Below are 17,937 nucleotides of genomic sequence, written 5' to 3' on the forward strand. Positions count from 1 at the left end.
CCGGCGTTTGCAACAGAAGTCTCCACGCCCTAAATCCTACATGCACAATGTCCTGATAAACATCCAGACTCAACCGCCCGCGACACGCGCAACCTAGGACGCGAACAGATTCGTAAGACTCGTAAGTTTCAGCAGCTCCTGGATGCGGGGCGACAAGTTCTGCAGCTTCAACGTGCAGTACCCTTCGTTGATCGCCGAAACCTTCAAACCTACCAGCGTTCCCAGTCCCAGACTATCCAGAAACGTCACCTCTGCCAAGTCGATCACAATCTTTCCGCCCTGAGGAATCAACGGCTTAACGATCTCCTTCACTTCACCAGCGGTCTGGTTGATCAGGCGGCCATGGCAGCGAACCGTCGTTACCTTGACGCCGTTTTCCGTCGAATTTTCTACCGCACAATGAAAAGGAACCTCTGATGTATTCGTCACAATAATCTCCCGGAGAAGCACTACCGAAGCAATGTACCCCTGCGGCCCCTCCAGGATTTGTTAAATTCCCGTTACGACCTGCTTTGCCCGTCCCGTAACCCAATTTTCTTTGCACAAAGACGTCCGGCCGTAACTGCGGCATCTGCAACACATGTCTCCCCAACCCAAAACCCTGCATGCGCAATGACCCTAACGGGGCTTTGAAGCTAACTGAAGGAGCATGTAGGGTTAAACGATGAAGGATCTCCGTCGTCTCGCCATCGCCCTTCCCGCCTCCCTCCTCGTCCTCTGTCTCGCAGCGGCCTGGTGGACGCGCGGCGCCATGGCCCACATGCCCTTCCTCAAAGCCAACGGCAGTCATGCCGGAGCCAACAACCTGGTCGACCAGCGCCCGTGGCAGACAATAGAGTCCCTCGCCCCCCTCGCCGTCTCCGCCGAAGAGCAATCCTTCGCTCACGAGGCTGCCCGTCTGGCCGACCACGAGGTCGATCAGGCCTTCGCTCTCGCCCTTCGCCAAGCGGCGTTCCAGACCCGCACCCTTACCGGCGACGCCCTCGCCCTCCAGGACAAAGTCGCCCAGGTCCAGTCGCTCGTCAAAGAAGATCAGGGCAAAGTGGACGCCCTTACCACCTCCCTCAAACAGCCCAACGGCTCCATCGCCGACTCCGACGACCTCGACGTCGCCAAGGCCCAGCTCCAGCTGGACACTGACGAACTCGCCGACCTCACCGAACAGCTCGCCCGCCTCAGTGGCGACCAGCGTGGTGAGCTGCAACAGGAGCTCACCGCCCGCGAAGCCGCCATGAAGAAGTACGACGCGGCCCAGGGAAACACCGGCGGTCAGATCGCCGTTCTCTCCGCCCGCCGTTACGGTACCCTCTACGGCCGCGTCTCCGCTTGGTTCGATCAGCGCAGCCGCATCGACCTCATCCGCCAGGCCAAAGCCGAGACCGACAACGACATCGTCGCCCTCACTGCAAAACACGCAGACTTCGAAAAGAAAGCCTCAACCGCCGCAGCCAGCATCAACGCATCCAGCATCAACCCATCCACCGCCCAACCCAGCACCGCCCCTCCGCAGGACGCCATAAAGAGCCGTGTAGCCCGCATGGCCCAGGCCCATGCCTTCTCGCAGATGCACAGCATCGTGGAGGACCAGCTCCAGACCCAGCAGCAGCTCTCCGCCGTCTACGGCAAATGGCTCGCGCAGGTCGAGCTTCAGCACTCCATCGTCACTCACCTCGCTCTGCAGTCGCTCTCCCTCATCGCCTTCCTGATTCTTTGCGGCGTCCTCCTCGCCACTTTTGTCGGTCAGCTCATCGACCGCTCCCGTATGGAGCAGCGCCGGCTCCACACCCTCCGCACAATCATCGGCCTCGGCATCCAGTTCGTCACACTGCTGCTCGTCTTACTCGTGATCTTCGGCGCACCCAGCCAGGTCCCCACCATCCTCGGCCTCGGCGCCGCAGGCCTCACCGTCGTCTTTCAGGACTTCATCCTCGCCTTCTTCGGCTGGTTCATCCTCATGGGCAAAAATGGAATCCGCGTCGGCGACTGGGTCGAGATCAACGGCGTAGGCGGCGAGGTCGTCGAGATCGGTCTCTTCCGCACCGCACTCCTCGAGACCGGCAACTGGACCGACAAAGGCCATCCCACCGGACGCCGCGTCACCTTCATCAACAACTTCGCCATCTCGGGTCAGTACTTCAACTTCTCCACCACCGGCCAGTGGATGTGGGACGAGATCACTGTCAACATCCCACCCGGCGTCGACTCTTACAAAACCATCGAAGCCATCCACAACACCGTCCTGAAACAAACCGAACGCGACGCCAAGCTCGCCGAGCAGGAGTGGCAGAGCGCCACGCGCCAGAACGGCCTCAGCCAGTTCAAAGCCACCCCATCGGTCGACATGCGACCCGCAGCCTCCGGCGTCGACATCGTCGTCCGCTACGTCATCCGCGCCGGCGACCGCTTCGATGTCCGCAACCGCCTCTACCAGTCCGTCATCGATCTCCTCCACAAACCAGTAAACACAGCACCCGCGCGATCCACCATCGATCAACGAGAGCTGACGAAAGTCTGATCTCAAATTCAATTCACGCTACCAAAAATTCGAAAAGTCAATCCCTCCCGTTAGGAGTTATTTCTCATATCAACCCCCTATCCCTCCAAGCTATACTTGGCACTTGGAAGCAAAGCGGGAAATGCACTGCCAGAGCGGTCTAACGGATAACCTGAACCACTTCAATAGCTTCTAACCTAAGACCCCAAGGAGTCTCTACCCTATGAAGCTCAAAGGACAGAAAGCAGTCGTCTGCGGTGCCGGTGGATTCATCGGCGGCCACCTCGTTCAAAGCCTCCTCGCCAATGGCGTCGATGTCATCCGCGCCGTCGACATCAAGCCCCTCGACGAGTGGTATCAAGTATCCAAAGGCGTCGAAAGCCTCTCCCTCGACCTCAAGGATAAGGACAGCTGCCTCCAGGCCGCCGCCGGCACCAACGTCGTCTTTCAGCTCGCCGCCGACATGGGTGGCATGGGCTTCATCGAAAACAACAAAGCCCTCTGCATGCTCTCGGTCCTCACCAACACCCACATGCTCATGGCCGCCCGCGAAAAGGGTGTCGAGCGCTTCTTCTACTCCTCCTCCGCCTGCGTCTACAACGGCGAAAAGCAGACCAACCCCGACGTCGTCGCCCTCAAAGAAGAGGACGCATATCCCGCCCTCCCCGAAGACGGCTACGGCTGGGAGAAGCTCTTCTCCGAGCGCATGTGCCGCCACTTCGAAGAGGACTACGGCCTCCAGACCCGCGTAGCCCGCTATCACAACGTCTACGGACCCCTAGGCACCTGGACCGGAGGCCGCGAGAAGGCTCCCGCCGCAGTCTGCCGCAAGGTCATCGAAGCCAAGCACTCCGGCAAGCACGAGATCGAGATCTGGGGCGACGGCAAACAGACCCGCTCCTTCATGTACATCGACGACTGCACCAAGGGCACGCAGATGATCGCCGAAAGCGAGATTCACGAGCCCCTCAACCTCGGCTCCGACGAGCTCGTCACCATCAACCAACTCGTCGACATTGCAGAAGACATCGCCGGCATCAAGCTCAAGCGCAACTACAATCTCAGCGCCCCCAAGGGCGTCAACGGCCGCAACAGCGACAACACCCTCATCCAGGAAAAGATGAACTGGGCACCGTCGATCAGGCTTCGCGACGGCCTTGCAAAGACCTACGCCTGGATCGAAGACGAGATCCTCGCCGCCAAGCCTCTGGCTGCCGCTACAAGGTAATCGTCGAGAACGAAAACAATACGGCCCCCGAAGCGCAACAACACTTCGGGGGCCATATCGTTTCCCTCAAACAAAACGTGAGAGTCTAAATCAGGATCGTCGAATAAAGAATGCGCTTGTAGCGATCCATCGCCACGCGACTCTGTTCTGCTCTCGACTGCAGCAGAGCACCCTCCAGCGACGCATGAATAAAGGTCGCAAGATCCTTCGCATTGGTCGACGGAGGCAGTTCCTTCGCCTTCACCGCGTCTCGCACACAGTCTGCGATCTCCTTCTGCACCTCCGTGAAGAGTTCAGCGAGACGTCGCTGGATCATAGGGCTCTGTTCGCCCGACTCCAGGCTCAGGTTGCCCATCAGGCATCCGTTCAACTCGTCTTTTTTGAGGAGCGATGCGTCCACGTCCTCTACATAAGCCCGGATTCGCGCCAGCGGAGCAAGTTCTTTGTTGTGGAGCGTCTTCCTGATAATCTCCAGCGTCTGCTCGAAGTACAGGTTCAAAATCTCGACCCCGAACGCCTCCTTCGAAGCAAAATGGTTGCTGAACGAGCCCTGCGGAACGCCGGCCGCCCGAACGATATCCCTCACACTGGCCCCTGTAAAGCCGCGTTCGTGCACAACCCGTAGTCCGCTCTCTAAAATCTTGTCCCGATGTGAATGCTTAGCCATGGTCCATCCATTCATAGGTACTCTACCCACCCACATAGAGACCTGTCGATTAGATGGACGGAGGGTAGCTCGCGATTCCGTTCAGTCAAACCGAACACGCGCTTATCAGATCCACTCAACGACCTCAAACCCAGAGGCCATCACATCGTAAGGAACTCAGTTCGTGCGCTGAGCATGCCACTCAGCGTGCCTGCCCCTGATTCCGTAGAGTCCCGACATGGTGTCTCCCTGAATCTGTCCACGGAACGTCAGCACCTCACGGGTGTCTGTACTGAACTCGACGTGATGCACATGGACCCATCCTTGAAGCTTCCCTGACTGATGTGGACCTTTGAAGCGACCCGTCAGAATGCTGCCGTTCTGAGTGATCTGAACGGTCTTCAAGGAGCTCCCGGCCTTATCGATATTGTTGGCGTAGATCGTCCAGTTGCCTGCAACGTTGTCCGGCCGCCCCTGTTGCTCCGGCCCCTGAGCCATTGATAAAACACATAAAGAACTCACCAGAAACAAAACCGCAACCGCAAGCGACCGAAACCTACCCATGACGATCTCCTACATCAAAACTCACAATTTTTACCCAGCGGCTACACAACAATTGGTGCTCGAAATCGATCTGTTGGATGGAGTTTGCGACTCAAGACGTGGACCCTCTCACCATGAGACGCCTATACGATGGTCTACTCTCACAATGCAACTGAGTCAGGAACACGGTTAGTAATGCTTCTGTCAGGGCGGCAGCTGGATATACGGGCCGGATTAGTTAGTGCCTTCGAAGGGCTACAAGCAGTCCCAGAATGGCGATAATAGAACTCAAGATAGGGCTAATGACCGAAACCCAATCTTTGACTGTTGACAGTTTGTTCTTTCCTATCTCTCGTACAAGCCAGCTATATCCCTGATGATTGAGTGGCTTGTAAGAGAGGCCGAAATTTCCGGGTTCCCAATAGCTTTCGGGAATATCAATACCGAGCTGTGTAGCTCTGGCGATTAATGGCATTTGTCGAAACGCCTTCCGTTGATACTGCATTTTGGCCGTGGCTTCGCTAGCCTTCTCGATTCGTGCATCCATTTCCCCCGATGCAATTTCGTCCGGTCCCGCGTCGCCGATCATCAACGTGTATATCTTATTGATCTCTAAATCGAGCTCCTTGACCTTCATCGCGTAAAATTTTGCGAGTAACGCGTTAGCACGTATTGGCACGCTTACTTTCATGCCATGAAGGTTAACATAATCGGCTTTCCGAAGACTCCGCCGGGCCAAGGATGGGGGACGAGGTACCGGGCAGCCGTTTCAATGCGCCGGGAGCCCCATATCTCGATTCTGAGATGTGGGGCATTTCGCGCCTCGCGCCAAACCGTTTTACTCTTCACCTCAAACTGCCTGACGACTCGCAGGCACTGTATCAAAGCGAACTCTTATGGCGACCCCGCCAGGCGAGCGTACGATTTTCGATCACACACTCGGCAACCATTGTATTTTTGGCTAAGATGATTGGACTGCAACGGCAGAACTGCCGGAGGTTCGTAAATGAAGAAGATTCTCATAGCGCTCTTTCTCGCCCTGATCGTCAGCCCACATCAAGCGCATGCACAGGATGACGCGAAGAAACTCACGCCAAAACCACCGGCAAACCCTTCACAGGTATTGTTGGACGCCTGGAACGATGTCGGGCGAAAGTTAACCGCGATGGCAGAAGATTTTCCTGAAGACAAATACGATTTCAAGCCCGTTCCTGTCGAGCGAAGCTTTGCCGAGCAACTGCTCCATGCGGCGAGCGCGAACTACTATTTCATTAACCCACTCCTCGGGAAGAAGGTTCCTGAGGGTGATCCCAAACGGGATCAGTACAAAAGCAAGGCTGAAGTGGTTGCCTTTGTGAAGAAATCCTTTGCAGACGGTGCAGCGCTCCTCAAGCAGAAGGGCGATTCGGGCATGAGCGATCTGATGTTGGACCCCTTCTCCAAGGATCAACAAGTTCGTCTTTCGGATCAGGCTTGGGGTTTCATCGAACACTCGGGCGAACACTACGGCCAGCTCGTCGTCTACTACCGCGTCGCCGGCCTGGTCCCTCCTGAATCACGCCCCAAAAAGTAACCAACCTGTTGCCAACTGGGGAGTGCAAGCTCTGTACTCCTCAGTGGGAGGCCGCGCAGGTCCAGCGCGATGAGACATCCTCGTGGTCGCCCACCAGCTGGGTGCCCCATATCTCGATTTTGAGATGTGGGTATTCGCGCCCTGCGCGAACCGCTTTTCTCTCCGCTTGGAATTAGCTCGTCATCTTCCGGGCCACCCTCGCATGCGTGTAGTGACACGAACTAACAAAGAGCGAGCCCGTCTTCGAATAAGATAGAAGCGAACTATTCATGTCGACAACTCCTCCCACCCACCGTATCCTCGGCATCGACTTCTTCGACGGCTCCGCAAAGGAGGCGATCGACATCATGCGCACCAAAGGCGGCCTCCTCGTCGTCCCCGCAGCCCCGGCCCTCAAAGACCTCGACCGCAGCCCCGACTATCGCGACGCACTCCTCAACGCGGACCTCGCCATCACCGACTCCGCCTTCATGGTCCTCATCTGGAATCGTCTCCAGCCCACTCCCATCAAGCGCCTCTCCGGACTCGAGTATCTCCGCGAACTCCTCCTCGCATCCGACATTCGCGAACCCGGCAACGTCCTCTGGATCATGGCGAGCCCGGTCAGCGCAAAACGCAATCTCGACTGGCTCGCAAGGCAGGGAATCGTCATCCCTCAGGACTATGTCTACATGGCCCCTATGTACGGCAGCGCTCCTATCGACGATCCAGCTCTACTCGAACGCCTCAACCGCCTTCGCCCCCAGCACGTCATCGTCACCATCGGCGGCGGAACCCAGGAGCGCCTAGGCCTCTACCTCAAACGCAACCTCGCCTATCGCCCCGCCATCCACTGCATCGGTGCCGCCATCGCCTTCCTCAGCGGCGATCAGGTCCTCATCCCCGTCTGGGCCGACAAGTACTACCTGGGTTGGCTCTTCCGCTCCTTCGCCGAACCGAAGCGCTACATCCCCCGCTACTGGGACGCTCGCAAGCTCCTCGCCATCATGCTCCGTAACCGCGGCCGCCTCCCCGCACTCAAGTCCTAGACCAACTCCCTAGACCAACTCCCTAGACCAACTCCCTAGACCAACTCCCTAGACCAACCTCCTGTTGTTACAGAGGGTCTTATCTGCTCCTCTCATCGCCATCTGCACACTGAGCGGAGTCGAACGCGAGGAATGCTTTTCCCCCTGTTCGGCAGCTTGAGCAACAAAGAAATCCCGCTCTCCGGGCAAAAACCAATCCCTATCCCATGACTACCCTGATGCGAGTTCCAAAAAGAGATCCCCCGGTCAACAGGTCGAAAATAAACTTGAAAAACATGGCGTGTTTTCTATCTCCATAAAAGACCCCGTCCAGAACACCACGTTCACCACGCAGTCCACCACAACTTCACCACGATTTCACCACCACAAAACAGTCAAAATCTACAAAACCCCCTGCAAAAGTGAGGTTTTACCTCTGCGAATTTTCTAGTACTAAAGTTTGCAACTGCAGGCATCGTTTCCTCACCTTCGCAGCGTCCCAACCGATAGGCAGGGCAGGGGACCTCATGCTAACCATAAAGTTGTATTACCCACCCCGGCACCCCAAACCTAGAATGAGCCTCATGCCGGCCCTCTTCGTAGCGCGCGCCAAGTCTCTGATTTCATTGCAGAAATCTCGCCTGTGCTACTTCTCGTTGGCCGCGTTGCTGCTTTTATCGTCGCGCGCCCTTACTGCCCAAAGCTTCGAATCCTCAGGCAATCTCACCGTAGCCGAGCAGTATCTCCTCGCCGCCGCAAACGAAGACCGCGTCAATCAAGGACTTCAGCCACTCCGCTTCGACCCGGTCCTGGCCGAAGCCTCCGCCATCCACGCCCGCGAGATGGCCGCGCACGCCGAAATCTCCCACCAATTCGATGGCGAGCCCGCACTCGCTGCTCGCGGAGCCAATGCTGGCGCACACTTCAGCCTCATTACAGAAAACGTAGCCGAAGCCCCCACCTCTGTCATCATCCACAATCTCTGGATGCACTCGCCCGGCCACCGCGCCAATCTGCTTGATCCCAACGTAGATTCAATCGGAATCGCCATCGTTACTCGAGATCATCAACTCTACGCAGTAGAAGACTTCGCCAGCAACGTTCAAACTCTGTCGCTCAACCAGCAGGAGCGCACCGTTGCCAGCGTAATCGCACAGTCGGGAATGCACGTTACAGAAACCACCGAAGAAGCTCGTCAGACCTGCACAATGTCCACTGGCTACGCGGGTTCCCGCCAACCTTGGTACATCATGCGTTACACCGCTGGAAGTCTAAATCAGATCCCCAGTCAGCTCAAAAGCAAACTGGCATCCGGCAAATATCATCAGGCCGTCGTCGGAGCCTGTTCCGTAACACGAAACAGCCCCTTCACGGCCTACAATATCGCAGTCCTTCTCTACCCCTGACAACGGAGAGCAGCCAGCACCCGGCTGTCATGAGTGGCTGAGATCGCATCGCGTAGTAGTCTGAGGACGCGTGGGCGTAGGCAGCAGCCCTTTCAAAAACATTTCCCGTGCATCGTAATGCCACTGTGTTGACGCTGGCTCCCAGGTGGCCTTTGACCCCTCTAACCTGATTTGTTATAACTGAGAGAGCGCGTGAGTCCTCCGCGGTCCAAAGACGTTCCTGAGTAGCTCAATGGCAGAGCATTCGGCTGTTAACCGAAGGGTTGTAGGTTCGAGTCCTACCTCAGGAGCCAAAAAATCCAGACTTAGTTCTTCTCTCAAGCACAATCCCACACAACTTCACACACTAAGCGCACACAGTCTTCTTAGGCAGGATCATCTGTACTGAGTGCTGGCTTGCTGTTTTTGCGCCTGCTTCGGCCCAATCGCAGTGTATTCACCGTCGGCCCAGAGACGATCATGAAGCGGCAAGTGGTGACGATCGTTCCCGAGTTAGCGCGCTGTTCCGCGTTGAAGGAATCGAAGCCGAGCTCATCTAGCATCACGATTTAGCGATTTCCATTCCCGGTTTCGGCCGCTGTATCCCGCTTAGTTGCCAATCCGTTATTTCAAGCAGGCACCAAAATTCGCGGGAACTCGGCTCTCTCTTGTCGCCCGCATGCGGTCGCTAAATTAGTTCATCGAATTTTTACACCTCGACAATGTCAGAATCCCAATGACTAGCCAATGATTATCCGCGGAGGATATCAATGAAAAAGTTAGTTGCCTTACTCTCCCTCGCGGCCGCGTGTTCGGCAGTCTCTGCGGCAGCACAAGACCATGACGATGACCATGACCACTTCGGCCGTGACCGCATTAAGCACGTTCTTCTGATCAGCGTCGACGGCATGCATGCCGTCGATTTTGCAAACTGCGCGAAAGGTATTAGCACCGTCAACGGTGGCCAACCTTACTGTCCTGCGCTGGCTGCCCTTGGCAAGACTGGCATCAACTATGTCGCCGCCAGCACCTCAAAGCCCTCCGATTCCTTCCCCGGCCTGACCGCGATCATCACTGGCGGAAGCCCAGCCCTTACGGGCGTTTACTACGACGTCGCGTATTCCCGGAACTACGACGCTCCCGCCAAGACCACCGGTAACGGTCTCGCGGCCGGCTCTTGCACTCCCTACGCCGCCCCGACCGGGACGACCACCGAATATGAAGAAGGCATCGACATCGACCAGAGCAAGGTAAACGGCGGCGCGCCTGGTGCAGCGCTGACTGATGGGGGCCTCGCCTCTATCGATCCCAAGAGACTGGTCCGTGACCCAGGGAAGGGCTGTGCACCCGTCTTTCCGTGGGAGTTCGTCCGCGCAAACAGCATCTTCAGCGTCATTCACAAGGCGGGTGGCTACGCGGCCTGGTCCGACAAGCACCCTGCGTACTCGTCGGTAGCATCTGGCATTGGCCCTAGCGCGCTCGACGACTTCTACGCGCCTGAGATCAACTCGAATGTGATCGGTCTCCCCGGCGTCAAAACCCCTACCGGCGTGTCCTGCTCGACCGTCCTCGATCCAGGCTCGGACGTGTCGGCTTGGACAAACAGCTTCCAGAACATTCAGTGCTACGACACCTTGAAGGTAGACGCGATCCTCAACGAGATCGATGGGAAGAACCACCTCGGCACTAGGAAGACCCAAGTTCCCACCATCTTTGGCTTGAACTTCCAGGCCGTCAGCGTGGGCCAAAAGCTCATTGAGAAGAGCAACGGCGTGACGGGCGGATATCTGGATGCCACTGGCACGCCCAGCGCGGCGTTGCTGGACGAGTTCAAGTTCGTCGACGCCTCGATCGGGGCATTCATCGAGGAGCTAAAGGACAAGGGCCTTTATGATTCGACCCTGATCGTGATCACTGCCAAGCACGGCCAGTCGCCTATCGATCCCAACCGTTATGTCGCTCAACTCAAGGTCGGCACCTCGCCTGCTACCTTGCTCTCCAATGCAGGCTTCATTCCGGACTCTGAATCGACCAACGGCAGCGGCATCGGACCCACGGAAGATGACGTCTCGTTGCTCTGGCTGAAGAGCTCCTCCGACACTGACGCCGGAGTCAAAATCCTCGAAGACAATGCTTCCGCCACCGGAATCGCGCTCGGGCAGCTCTACTATGGCCCGTCACTCGCGATCAACTACAACGGCCCAACCAAGGACCCGCGTTCGCCGGACATCATCGTGACCCCCAACGTCGGCGTTACTTACTCCGGCAGCAGCGCAAAGCAGGAGGAGCACGGCGGGTTCGCCCACGACGACACGAATGTCATCCTCCTGCTCTCTCATTCGTCTTTCGAACCCAGCACGGTCCGCGCCGCAGTGGGCACCGTCCAGGTAGCGCCTACCATCCTCAAAGCTTTGGGTCTCAATCCTTGGGAACTCGATGCCGTTCGCGCGGAGGGAACGAGCGTTCTTCCCGCGGTCCAACTCAAGTAAACCTGTCCGTAAGAGCGGGATCAACGACGGATGCTCCTTCGTGGGGCGTCCGGTTTTTTGCGCCGAAGAACGCCAAAATGGGCGATCAACTCGAGGCCCTGGTGGGAGTCCGAGCCTGGGGTCGCTGCCTCAGTTTGTGAAAAATCCCCGAGTCACTTAGTTCATCTCCTCCTATGTCCAGGAAAACTACGTTCTTTTGGAGAGGGTTGACGTGCAGCTTATTGCCAGGAAGTCCGGGCCGTTCGGTCAAGGCCAACAGCAGCAACCTTTGCAGGAAGATTCCCACGCTATGGGCGTCTCCCCTCCACTCAAATTGAGAGCACCGAGCTATCTAAGTTTCCCGATCCAGGAATACTGCCATGCTGCCGAAACGTTCTGATAATTACCGCCAAACCGAATATAGGTGCCATTGCTATAGCTAACCTTTATTGATTGATGCTTGGTGATGGGCATCGAAAATGTGCCCCCGAGCCGCGAGTTGCTCTCCTTGCTCAGAGAATTTTTTACTCCGCCAATACTAGTCTCCCCGCCAAACCAGTAGTTCCCATCGAGAGATATCCAAAGCCGAGGTTTGATGTCGTAGCTCAAATGTCCTTCAAATGCCCCGATCGGACTCTGCGACTGAGTTCTGGTGCCGGAATAATAAACGTTGCGCGACCAGAAGTCGGAGTTGCTGGTAAAGAACCAGACCCCCGCATATGAATCTAGGACGAGCGCCCGAAATCGCCGGGAATACCCGAGCTCCGGCTTGAAAGACCATCGGTTCGTGCCCCAATTGATGAGCTTGGTCGGATCGTATTGGCCGGTAGGCGGGACCACCTTGACACTGACGCCCAAAAGGGTTTTCTGCTTCCATCGAGAAAACTCCGGAATCGGCATCGCCCGACCACCCATAAGATTCACCGAAAGGCGATAAACCGAATCCAGCAGACCCGAACGATAGAGCCGCAGTCCGGCTCCTGTAACGGTTCCCTCGAAGGTTCCTCGTCCGTAAGGTAACGAGGCGACCGCGTTTGCCGAGCGGCCAAACATACTAAAGGAACGGTAATAGGTGAGGCTCGGAACCTGATACGTTCCCACAGCGCCACTTACCGGAAGCGACCCGTTATAGTTGATAGTCCCGTCATAGAAAGACCAAGTCACGGTAACTACATTCAATTGCGAAGGAGTAATGACATAGGCCCGTGGCGCAAGTTCTTGCGCGCTCACCATGCAGATCCACAGGGTCTGCGCCGCGGCAAGAAACACGAATCTCAAGAATCCTCTACCTCTATTCTCAATTTGCTCCCAGTCCCATGGCGGTGCGGATCTCTGGCACTTCGGCGGACCATGATAACTGTCATGGGCCCTGCCCGGGAATACATCGATTCATTGCAAGTCATTCACAATTTTTATTTACCGCTTCGTGGCAGTGAAATAGAAGTTCGCAATCAGTCCCAGCTGATTCAACTGCTGATTTGGCTTCTTGCCGGTATTGTTCTGATGATCGTAGTAGGGGCTAAGTTCCAGATGGCTTCGGATAGGGAAGGTAGCGCCTAGGTATAACGCTGTGGTGCTCCATTTCTGATATTTGCTCTCGTAGAACTCCTCGGCGCGGAGATAGATTTTTGGGTGATAGGAGTGAACGGCAAGCGACTTTTGCAGTGAAATCCGATTACGGTATCGCCAGTCGTATTCTCCGTTAGTCCAGTCATTGTCGGCGCGACTTCGATCGGAAAGCAACAGACCCCACTGGAGAGGAAAATTGGCCGTGGCGACCAGTTGCAGTCGCTGTACGGTACTAGCGTCCGCCGAGGGAAGAATGCGGTAGCCGGCAGAGAAGATCAGAGCGCGCTTCTCGGCTTCGTCCAGATCGAACGCGGTTACGCTCTTAAGCCTAATCCACGGTTTGAGGTAAAAATCCACGCTGGGGCCCAGTTCAGCCTGGGTTGGGTCGCCACCCTCGCGGGTCTGTTTCGCCTGAAATCTGAGGCACACCAGCGGGTTGATCGAGACAGAGGAATCGATTTCAGGCAGGAACTGGGGGGACTGCGCCGTTGCTAACGAAACCGTTGTGATCAAGATGAAAAGGCCAACGCACGGAAACGAAGGCCATCGGCGCTTTCGATGATCTCTGCTATCGGCCAATACGAATAACATTTGATGTTCCAACAATCTATGACATAGAGAGTATGCACCTCTGCCATCGACCGCAATGAGTAATTTTCCGGATGTACAACTGCTGAGTTCGCGATGTTAGGGTTGACGCAGAAGCCACACCTCCGCAACATGGCGGTAGCCGGCTGGGCGGCTTCTATAAGGTTCGTTCAATACAGTTTGTAGTGCGGGAAGAATGATTGTAATGGATAACCCCTTTACACCTCGCGGCCAGAGCAGAGATCCGATTCTGGAGCATGAGCGCCCCATGGAAGTCGCTGATGATCTTCTCAAAGTCATCCACAGCACCACACGCCTTAGATTCAAGTGACACCCATCAGCCAGACCCAAGCGACGGATTCTTACGATGCGCTTCCCCTTTGTCAACGCGAGTTAATGCGCCACGGTCGCCCCGGCGGTCACAATCTCTCTACTGAGTACGCGATTGGCTTGCGGCCGAGTGCGTGTAAATGCTCACAAAGTCACTCAGCGTTTAAAACTCTCGTGTGATCTTAGGGAGAGCCACAAACATACCCTTTCCGCCACGAACCTCGACGAGACCACGGCGAAAGATAAACCCACCGAAGTCAGCCGCCTCCGAGATCGCCGACGAAACCCTGACCTCAGACCGGCCGCATTACCGTTTATCGGCCTATTCAGAATCTTATACGTCAGTTGGCAGCCTTATTGCCGGCTTAGGTAGCGGCTTTATCAGTTGTCTAAGTTGTTGAGAAGATTATGGAGGCGCGGGTCGGGATCAAACCCATGTTCCGCAGTGGAGCCTCGTAACTTATTGATTCTAAAAACACACAAAACACCCAAAGTGGCATGTTTCGCAGGAAGCTAGCACAAATTAGCACAAAATCGCTTTCACTTCCGAAGCGCGGGTTCTTCCCAGACCCACGCTTCGGCGCGCACCTCATAGCCTAGGTTGTGCGCCCGATTTCTAGGCTGAGCGCATGCTGCTCTCTTAGTAGTAGAGCCGACATCATCTTTTGGGTAGGAGGTTGTGAGGGAGGCGGAGAAGACACGATAGCGTGACCTAACCGAAGGCTGTTGAGGTCCGGTCACGAAGCGAGACAACAGCCAAGATTCAGGCAACCCCTTGGAGTCGCCGGTTTCCTGGAGTGCGATCCGTTCCGGGATTCTTAGGGAGATATAGCGCCGCTTGAATCTCGTCTCCTCATGAGCAATCTTCAGGACCCCTGGTTCATCGATGAAGAGCCGCCGGATGGTGCTTTCGCTCAAACCCCACAGCTGCGCGATCTCAGCCACACAGTAGTGCCTTTCAAGCGCCGTCACGGAGCCCGGCCGGAATTTAGGAGGAGCTTCGAGCGAGGCAAGTTGAGTTCTCTCTGCTGGCAGATAGGTTCCCATCTCTAACTCCAATTCTGGCGGTTATAGACGCGCCGTGTGATAGCTATGCCTTGTCACCCAACCTCTGTACCTTTGATTGTGACGAGCCTGCGATTCTCTCGCCGTCTAGAGTGCGGCCATTTGTAATGAGCCTTATTGGCTAACCGCATTCTTGGACGTGAGTTCATCACAACATCCTGTGAGGCCCGCGGCTTTCTACCAAGCTAGGACTGTCTTGAGATTCCAGCTTATTGACGATTCCGTCCAATACTTTTCAGTTATCAGGTGATATCAAAAAAATATCAGGCAAAGTCTCTGCCGCATTTTCGTGCAGGAACGAAAGAGTTTACCGTTCTCTAGACATACAAATCGTATTTGCCTCAGGTGGTTGAACGATCAAGTTCGCGCATCGGATTGGCGTTGCGCAGCATCTCTCACCAGCAAAAGCAGCGAATGGCGCCAGATTGTGGCTTGTATGATGCTACGCATATGTCTTGAAACCCATTGATCGCTCGTTCTGAACTGGCAAGCCGCTGAAAAGCTGTAGCTCCTGTTTTGCTGTTTTCTCTTGCGACTCCCGTGCTGAGACTTTTCGAGGAGGCTGCTCACTGTGTACAACTTCGTTCCACGCGAGCAAATCGGTGATGCGCTCATCCATCTCCGAGGGCTCTTCCGCGCACTCCCGCTCTCCAGCGAAGAGGACGTTCGCGCGCAAGAGAAGCGAGAGATTCTGACAAAGAACCTACTTTCGAATTTCTCTCGCACCAAGGAACACCCAACCCTCCACGCCGTTCTGGAGGTTGCGGATGCCTTTTAATTGACGCTCGATGGTGCTCACCGACTCTTTGGATACGAGTTGGAGCGCATTCGAGAGTATGACCTAAAGTTGAATGCTGGCCGCACTCACATCATCGAAACCTATCCGTTCGAACGTGATCGCCTGGTGGATCTGCCGTTTCAATGCGGCGGCGACGAGGTTTTTACCAGGAGTTCCACCCTGCAGGATCTTGTTCCGGAGTGGCAAGGGAACGTCCCGATCCGCGCCTTGGAGGATGCGGGTTGGCGGCAGCCGGGTACATTCTATGTGCACGTAGGGACAGAAGATAGTCTGGGCTCCAGCCTGCCGCCGGGCGCAAGCGCTCTTGTGGTGCCTATTGACGAAGTGGAACGAATGCGCCCGAACCCAAGAGCGATTTACTTGCTTCAGTTTGGCAACGGATACCGCTGCAGTCGCTGTGTCGTCACCCGAGGCAAACTCCTATTGTTAGTCTCCGGCCGGAGATACAACGGGCCCCAGGAGTTTGCTTATCCGAAAGACGTCGGATCGCAGGACGAATACGGATGTTCGCGTTGGGCCTTCCGCTGCCGGACTATCCGTTGCTGCGTTCACTTCCAACGTCTGAGCATAGTGCATCGCTGGTCCTGCCCTGGGAGCATCCGTCTATGGATCGGCTGTTTGCGACCAAGCATCGCCGGTTTCGGAGATCGCGGCAGGACCTCCCACGCATTCAGGAGGCAATGGAGTCGATCTTCCACACGAAGCTCAGTGGGAGGACGGAGCGGCGCTATCGGTGGCCACGTCGTCGGTGCCCCATGTCGATGCACTGATCCAACTCTCTGTGACACATCTGACGCGCTACACCGATGCGCTCCGTATGCAACGGCCTATGGCGTCTGATCGGGGAAGGTATTCTCTCGACACGCTTCTCAACACAAGACACCTTGCGGATTTATCAGGAACGTTTCGCAGGCCTCATATACCTGTCCCGCAAGATCGGTGGATGGCACTCCGTAAAGAGTTTGTTGAATGGCCCATGTTGCTGTCGCTAAGGTTTCGCAACTCCGGTCTTTGGACGAAAGAGTCGTCCGACTTCCGCACGGGAGCGCCCTCCAAGGCATCGATCCACCGATCTCTCCGGGCTCACTCATTCTTTTGGAGGAGATCCCCGGCATCCCTGAGATCGAGAGCGATACGACGAAGACCGGTTGGAGTCGTCGCGTCTATGCACTTCGTAAAGGCGCAGATCTACGATGCGGCTACTTGGATCGAAATGACAATCAGTACGTGCTTCTGGCCGGCGCCCACGGGGCCGGGGAGGCGATTTCGGTCCATCAAGATGAATTAAGTCAGCTAAGCTACATCATCGGCGTCGCTGTACCCGTATAACAATCTGGGTTGGCGATCTGTATTTATGGCCAGTTTTCGTGGCCATTACACACGAACGACCTCAGATATCCACTACAGCTCACGATCTCATTAAGTTTGGTTAGCGGTGGTTGGGAGCCCAAGTGATATCGGATTCGGTTGCAGATGCTGTATGACGTCCTTTGAAATTGCTGAGGCGGTACTTTTGACCGTTTTTTCGGGCGCTTTCTTTTCCATGACAAACTTAGCTGCGGCTACATAAGGATTCAGGGTGATTACGGCACCGGCTTTGTTTTTGCTTGCGCCATCTTCAGAAGCTTCGTAAAGCGGCTTCTGGGGGGTCGCCAAATTGCTTAGGGTTACAAATAGCTCCATTGTTGCCTTACCGGATCCAAAGCCAATTATCGCGCGATGAATACGACTCCCTTCATCCACCTGTGTGAACACTCCATGCACCCACGCCCCGGTGGCAGGCTTCAGATCGTTCGCTGCCAATCTTTGCGCCTTGTAGCCGGCCTTTTGGAGATCACTGACGATACTCGTCGACATCGTCTCGACCAGCTTTTTTGCCTGGGCCTCTGGGTCCCGTTGCTCTCTCTTCGAAGGTCTTTCCAGAATTCCGGGTCGCGCTTGACTGATCGCCGATCCCTTATCGACCTGAACATTCTCAGCATCCAGCTCAAAGTCGCTCACGTAGATAGTCATGTCTTTTGTGAAGGAGAACGTTGGCAGCTTCTGCGGTGTAGCAGCGTCTTGTGTCGGTGGAACCTGAGCGACAAGATTGAAAGCCGCGAAGAAGAGGGATAGTGCCAAAAGCCGTCGCATGAATTTCATTGGGGCCTCAAGTTAAAATTGCCAAGATAATTGGCGATACTTCGGGGCCCGGATGCACGTTGTGCTTTGAGAACGCGCCAATTCTACGAGGTTGATCTTT

19 protein-coding genes and 1 tRNA gene are annotated in these 17,937 nt (G+C 55.8%); 10 read left to right on the forward strand and 10 right to left on the reverse strand.

All coding sequences use genetic code 11. From position 1 onward, the window contains the following. Positions 1-93: 93 nt before the first annotated feature. Positions 94-429 (reverse strand): STAS domain-containing protein, encoded by a 336-nt coding sequence (locus tag HDF12_RS09580; RefSeq protein WP_179582410.1) that lies wholly within the window; start codon positions 427-429, stop codon positions 94-96. A gap of 235 nt (positions 430-664) precedes the next feature. Between HDF12_RS09580 and HDF12_RS09585 the strand changes: the two genes are divergently transcribed. Further along, positions 665-2,515 (forward strand): mechanosensitive ion channel domain-containing protein, encoded by a 1,851-nt coding sequence (locus HDF12_RS09585; RefSeq protein WP_179582412.1) that lies wholly within the window; start codon positions 665-667, stop codon positions 2,513-2,515. Between the two features lie 202 nt (positions 2,516-2,717). Then, positions 2,718-3,722 (forward strand): NAD-dependent epimerase/dehydratase family protein, encoded by a 1,005-nt coding sequence (locus HDF12_RS09590; RefSeq protein WP_179582414.1) that lies wholly within the window; start codon positions 2,718-2,720, stop codon positions 3,720-3,722. A gap of 85 nt (positions 3,723-3,807) precedes the next feature. Here HDF12_RS09590 and HDF12_RS09595 read toward each other — a convergent pair whose 3' ends face one another. From HDF12_RS09595 to HDF12_RS09605, 3 genes are all read right to left on the reverse strand, one after another. Next, on the reverse strand, positions 3,808-4,389 hold the full coding sequence (locus HDF12_RS09595; protein ID WP_218892337.1) for a TetR/AcrR family transcriptional regulator: 582 nt from the start codon (positions 4,387-4,389) through the stop codon (positions 3,808-3,810). Positions 4,390-4,545: 156 nt separating this feature from the next. Further along, positions 4,546-4,932: a hypothetical protein gene (locus HDF12_RS09600; protein WP_179582418.1), complete on the reverse strand. Its 387-nt coding sequence runs from the start codon at positions 4,930-4,932 to the stop codon at positions 4,546-4,548. Between the two features lie 217 nt (positions 4,933-5,149). Further along, on the reverse strand, positions 5,150-5,548 hold the full coding sequence (locus HDF12_RS09605; protein ID WP_218892338.1) for a hypothetical protein: 399 nt from the start codon (positions 5,546-5,548) through the stop codon (positions 5,150-5,152). A 369-nt stretch (positions 5,549-5,917) separates the two neighbouring features. Between HDF12_RS09605 and HDF12_RS09610 the strand changes: the two genes are divergently transcribed. From HDF12_RS09610 to HDF12_RS09625, 4 genes are all read left to right on the forward strand, one after another. Then, on the forward strand, positions 5,918-6,484 hold the full coding sequence (locus tag HDF12_RS09610; RefSeq protein ID WP_179582421.1) for a DinB family protein: 567 nt from the start codon (positions 5,918-5,920) through the stop codon (positions 6,482-6,484). A 269-nt stretch (positions 6,485-6,753) separates the two neighbouring features. Next, positions 6,754-7,512 carry a WecB/TagA/CpsF family glycosyltransferase gene (locus HDF12_RS09615; protein ID WP_179582423.1) on the forward strand — a complete coding sequence of 253 codons (759 nt, stop codon included), beginning with the start codon at positions 6,754-6,756 and terminating at the stop codon, positions 7,510-7,512. Between the two features lie 563 nt (positions 7,513-8,075). Beyond that, a complete protein-coding gene (locus HDF12_RS09620) occupies positions 8,076-8,897 on the forward strand; it encodes a CAP domain-containing protein (protein WP_179582425.1) in 822 nt (273 codons plus the stop codon). Between the two features lie 218 nt (positions 8,898-9,115). Next, positions 9,116-9,190: transfer RNA gene (locus tag HDF12_RS09625), tRNA-Asn, on the forward strand. A 72-nt stretch (positions 9,191-9,262) separates the two neighbouring features. Here HDF12_RS09625 and HDF12_RS09630 read toward each other — a convergent pair. Further along, positions 9,263-9,442 (reverse strand): hypothetical protein, encoded by a 180-nt coding sequence (locus HDF12_RS09630; RefSeq protein ID WP_179582427.1) that lies wholly within the window; start codon positions 9,440-9,442, stop codon positions 9,263-9,265. A 204-nt stretch (positions 9,443-9,646) separates the two neighbouring features. Here HDF12_RS09630 and HDF12_RS09635 point away from each other — a divergent pair, with 204 nt between their 5' ends. Then, a complete protein-coding gene (locus HDF12_RS09635) occupies positions 9,647-11,365 on the forward strand; it encodes an alkaline phosphatase family protein (protein WP_179582429.1) in 1,719 nt (572 codons plus the stop codon). A 327-nt stretch (positions 11,366-11,692) separates the two neighbouring features. On the opposite strand, the gene HDF12_RS09640 is transcribed toward HDF12_RS09635, so the two are convergent. Continuing rightward, positions 11,693-12,613 carry a transporter gene (locus HDF12_RS09640; protein WP_348641653.1) on the reverse strand — a complete coding sequence of 307 codons (921 nt, stop codon included), beginning with the start codon at positions 12,611-12,613 and terminating at the stop codon, positions 11,693-11,695. A gap of 147 nt (positions 12,614-12,760) precedes the next feature. Further along, positions 12,761-13,426, reverse strand: a complete 666-nt coding sequence (locus HDF12_RS09645; protein WP_179582431.1) for a DUF2490 domain-containing protein — start codon at positions 13,424-13,426, stop codon at positions 12,761-12,763. A 280-nt stretch (positions 13,427-13,706) separates the two neighbouring features. Here HDF12_RS09645 and HDF12_RS22305 point away from each other — a divergent pair, with 280 nt between their 5' ends. After that, complete coding sequence (locus HDF12_RS22305) at positions 13,707-13,832, forward strand: hypothetical protein (RefSeq protein ID WP_257025450.1); 126 nt, start codon at positions 13,707-13,709, stop codon at positions 13,830-13,832. A 539-nt stretch (positions 13,833-14,371) separates the two neighbouring features. Here the strand turns inward: HDF12_RS22305 and HDF12_RS09650 are convergent. After that, entirely contained in the window at positions 14,372-14,878 is a 507-nt protein-coding gene (locus tag HDF12_RS09650; protein WP_179582433.1) for a hypothetical protein, read from the reverse strand. Between the two features lie 589 nt (positions 14,879-15,467). On the opposite strand from HDF12_RS09650, the gene HDF12_RS09655 reads away from it, so the two are divergent. After that, a complete protein-coding gene (locus tag HDF12_RS09655) occupies positions 15,468-15,674 on the forward strand; it encodes a hypothetical protein (protein ID WP_179582435.1) in 207 nt (68 codons plus the stop codon). 63 nt (positions 15,675-15,737) lie between these two features. Here HDF12_RS09655 and HDF12_RS09660 read toward each other — a convergent pair whose 3' ends face one another. Continuing rightward, on the reverse strand, positions 15,738-15,881 hold the full coding sequence (locus HDF12_RS09660) for a hypothetical protein (RefSeq protein ID WP_179582437.1): 144 nt from the start codon (positions 15,879-15,881) through the stop codon (positions 15,738-15,740). Positions 15,882-16,664: 783 nt separating this feature from the next. Here HDF12_RS09660 and HDF12_RS09665 point away from each other — a divergent pair. Next, a complete protein-coding gene (locus HDF12_RS09665) occupies positions 16,665-17,024 on the forward strand; it encodes a hypothetical protein (protein WP_179582439.1) in 360 nt (119 codons plus the stop codon). 90 nt (positions 17,025-17,114) lie between these two features. Here HDF12_RS09665 and HDF12_RS09670 read toward each other — a convergent pair whose 3' ends face one another. Further along, positions 17,115-17,837, reverse strand: coding sequence for a DUF4410 domain-containing protein (locus HDF12_RS09670; RefSeq protein ID WP_179582441.1), 723 nt, complete (start codon positions 17,835-17,837; stop codon positions 17,115-17,117). Between the last annotated feature and the right edge of the window lie 100 nt (positions 17,838-17,937).

Source organism: Tunturiibacter gelidiferens (genome assembly GCF_013410115.1).
Taxonomy (GTDB): domain Bacteria; phylum Acidobacteriota; class Terriglobia; order Terriglobales; family Acidobacteriaceae; genus Edaphobacter; species Edaphobacter gelidiferens.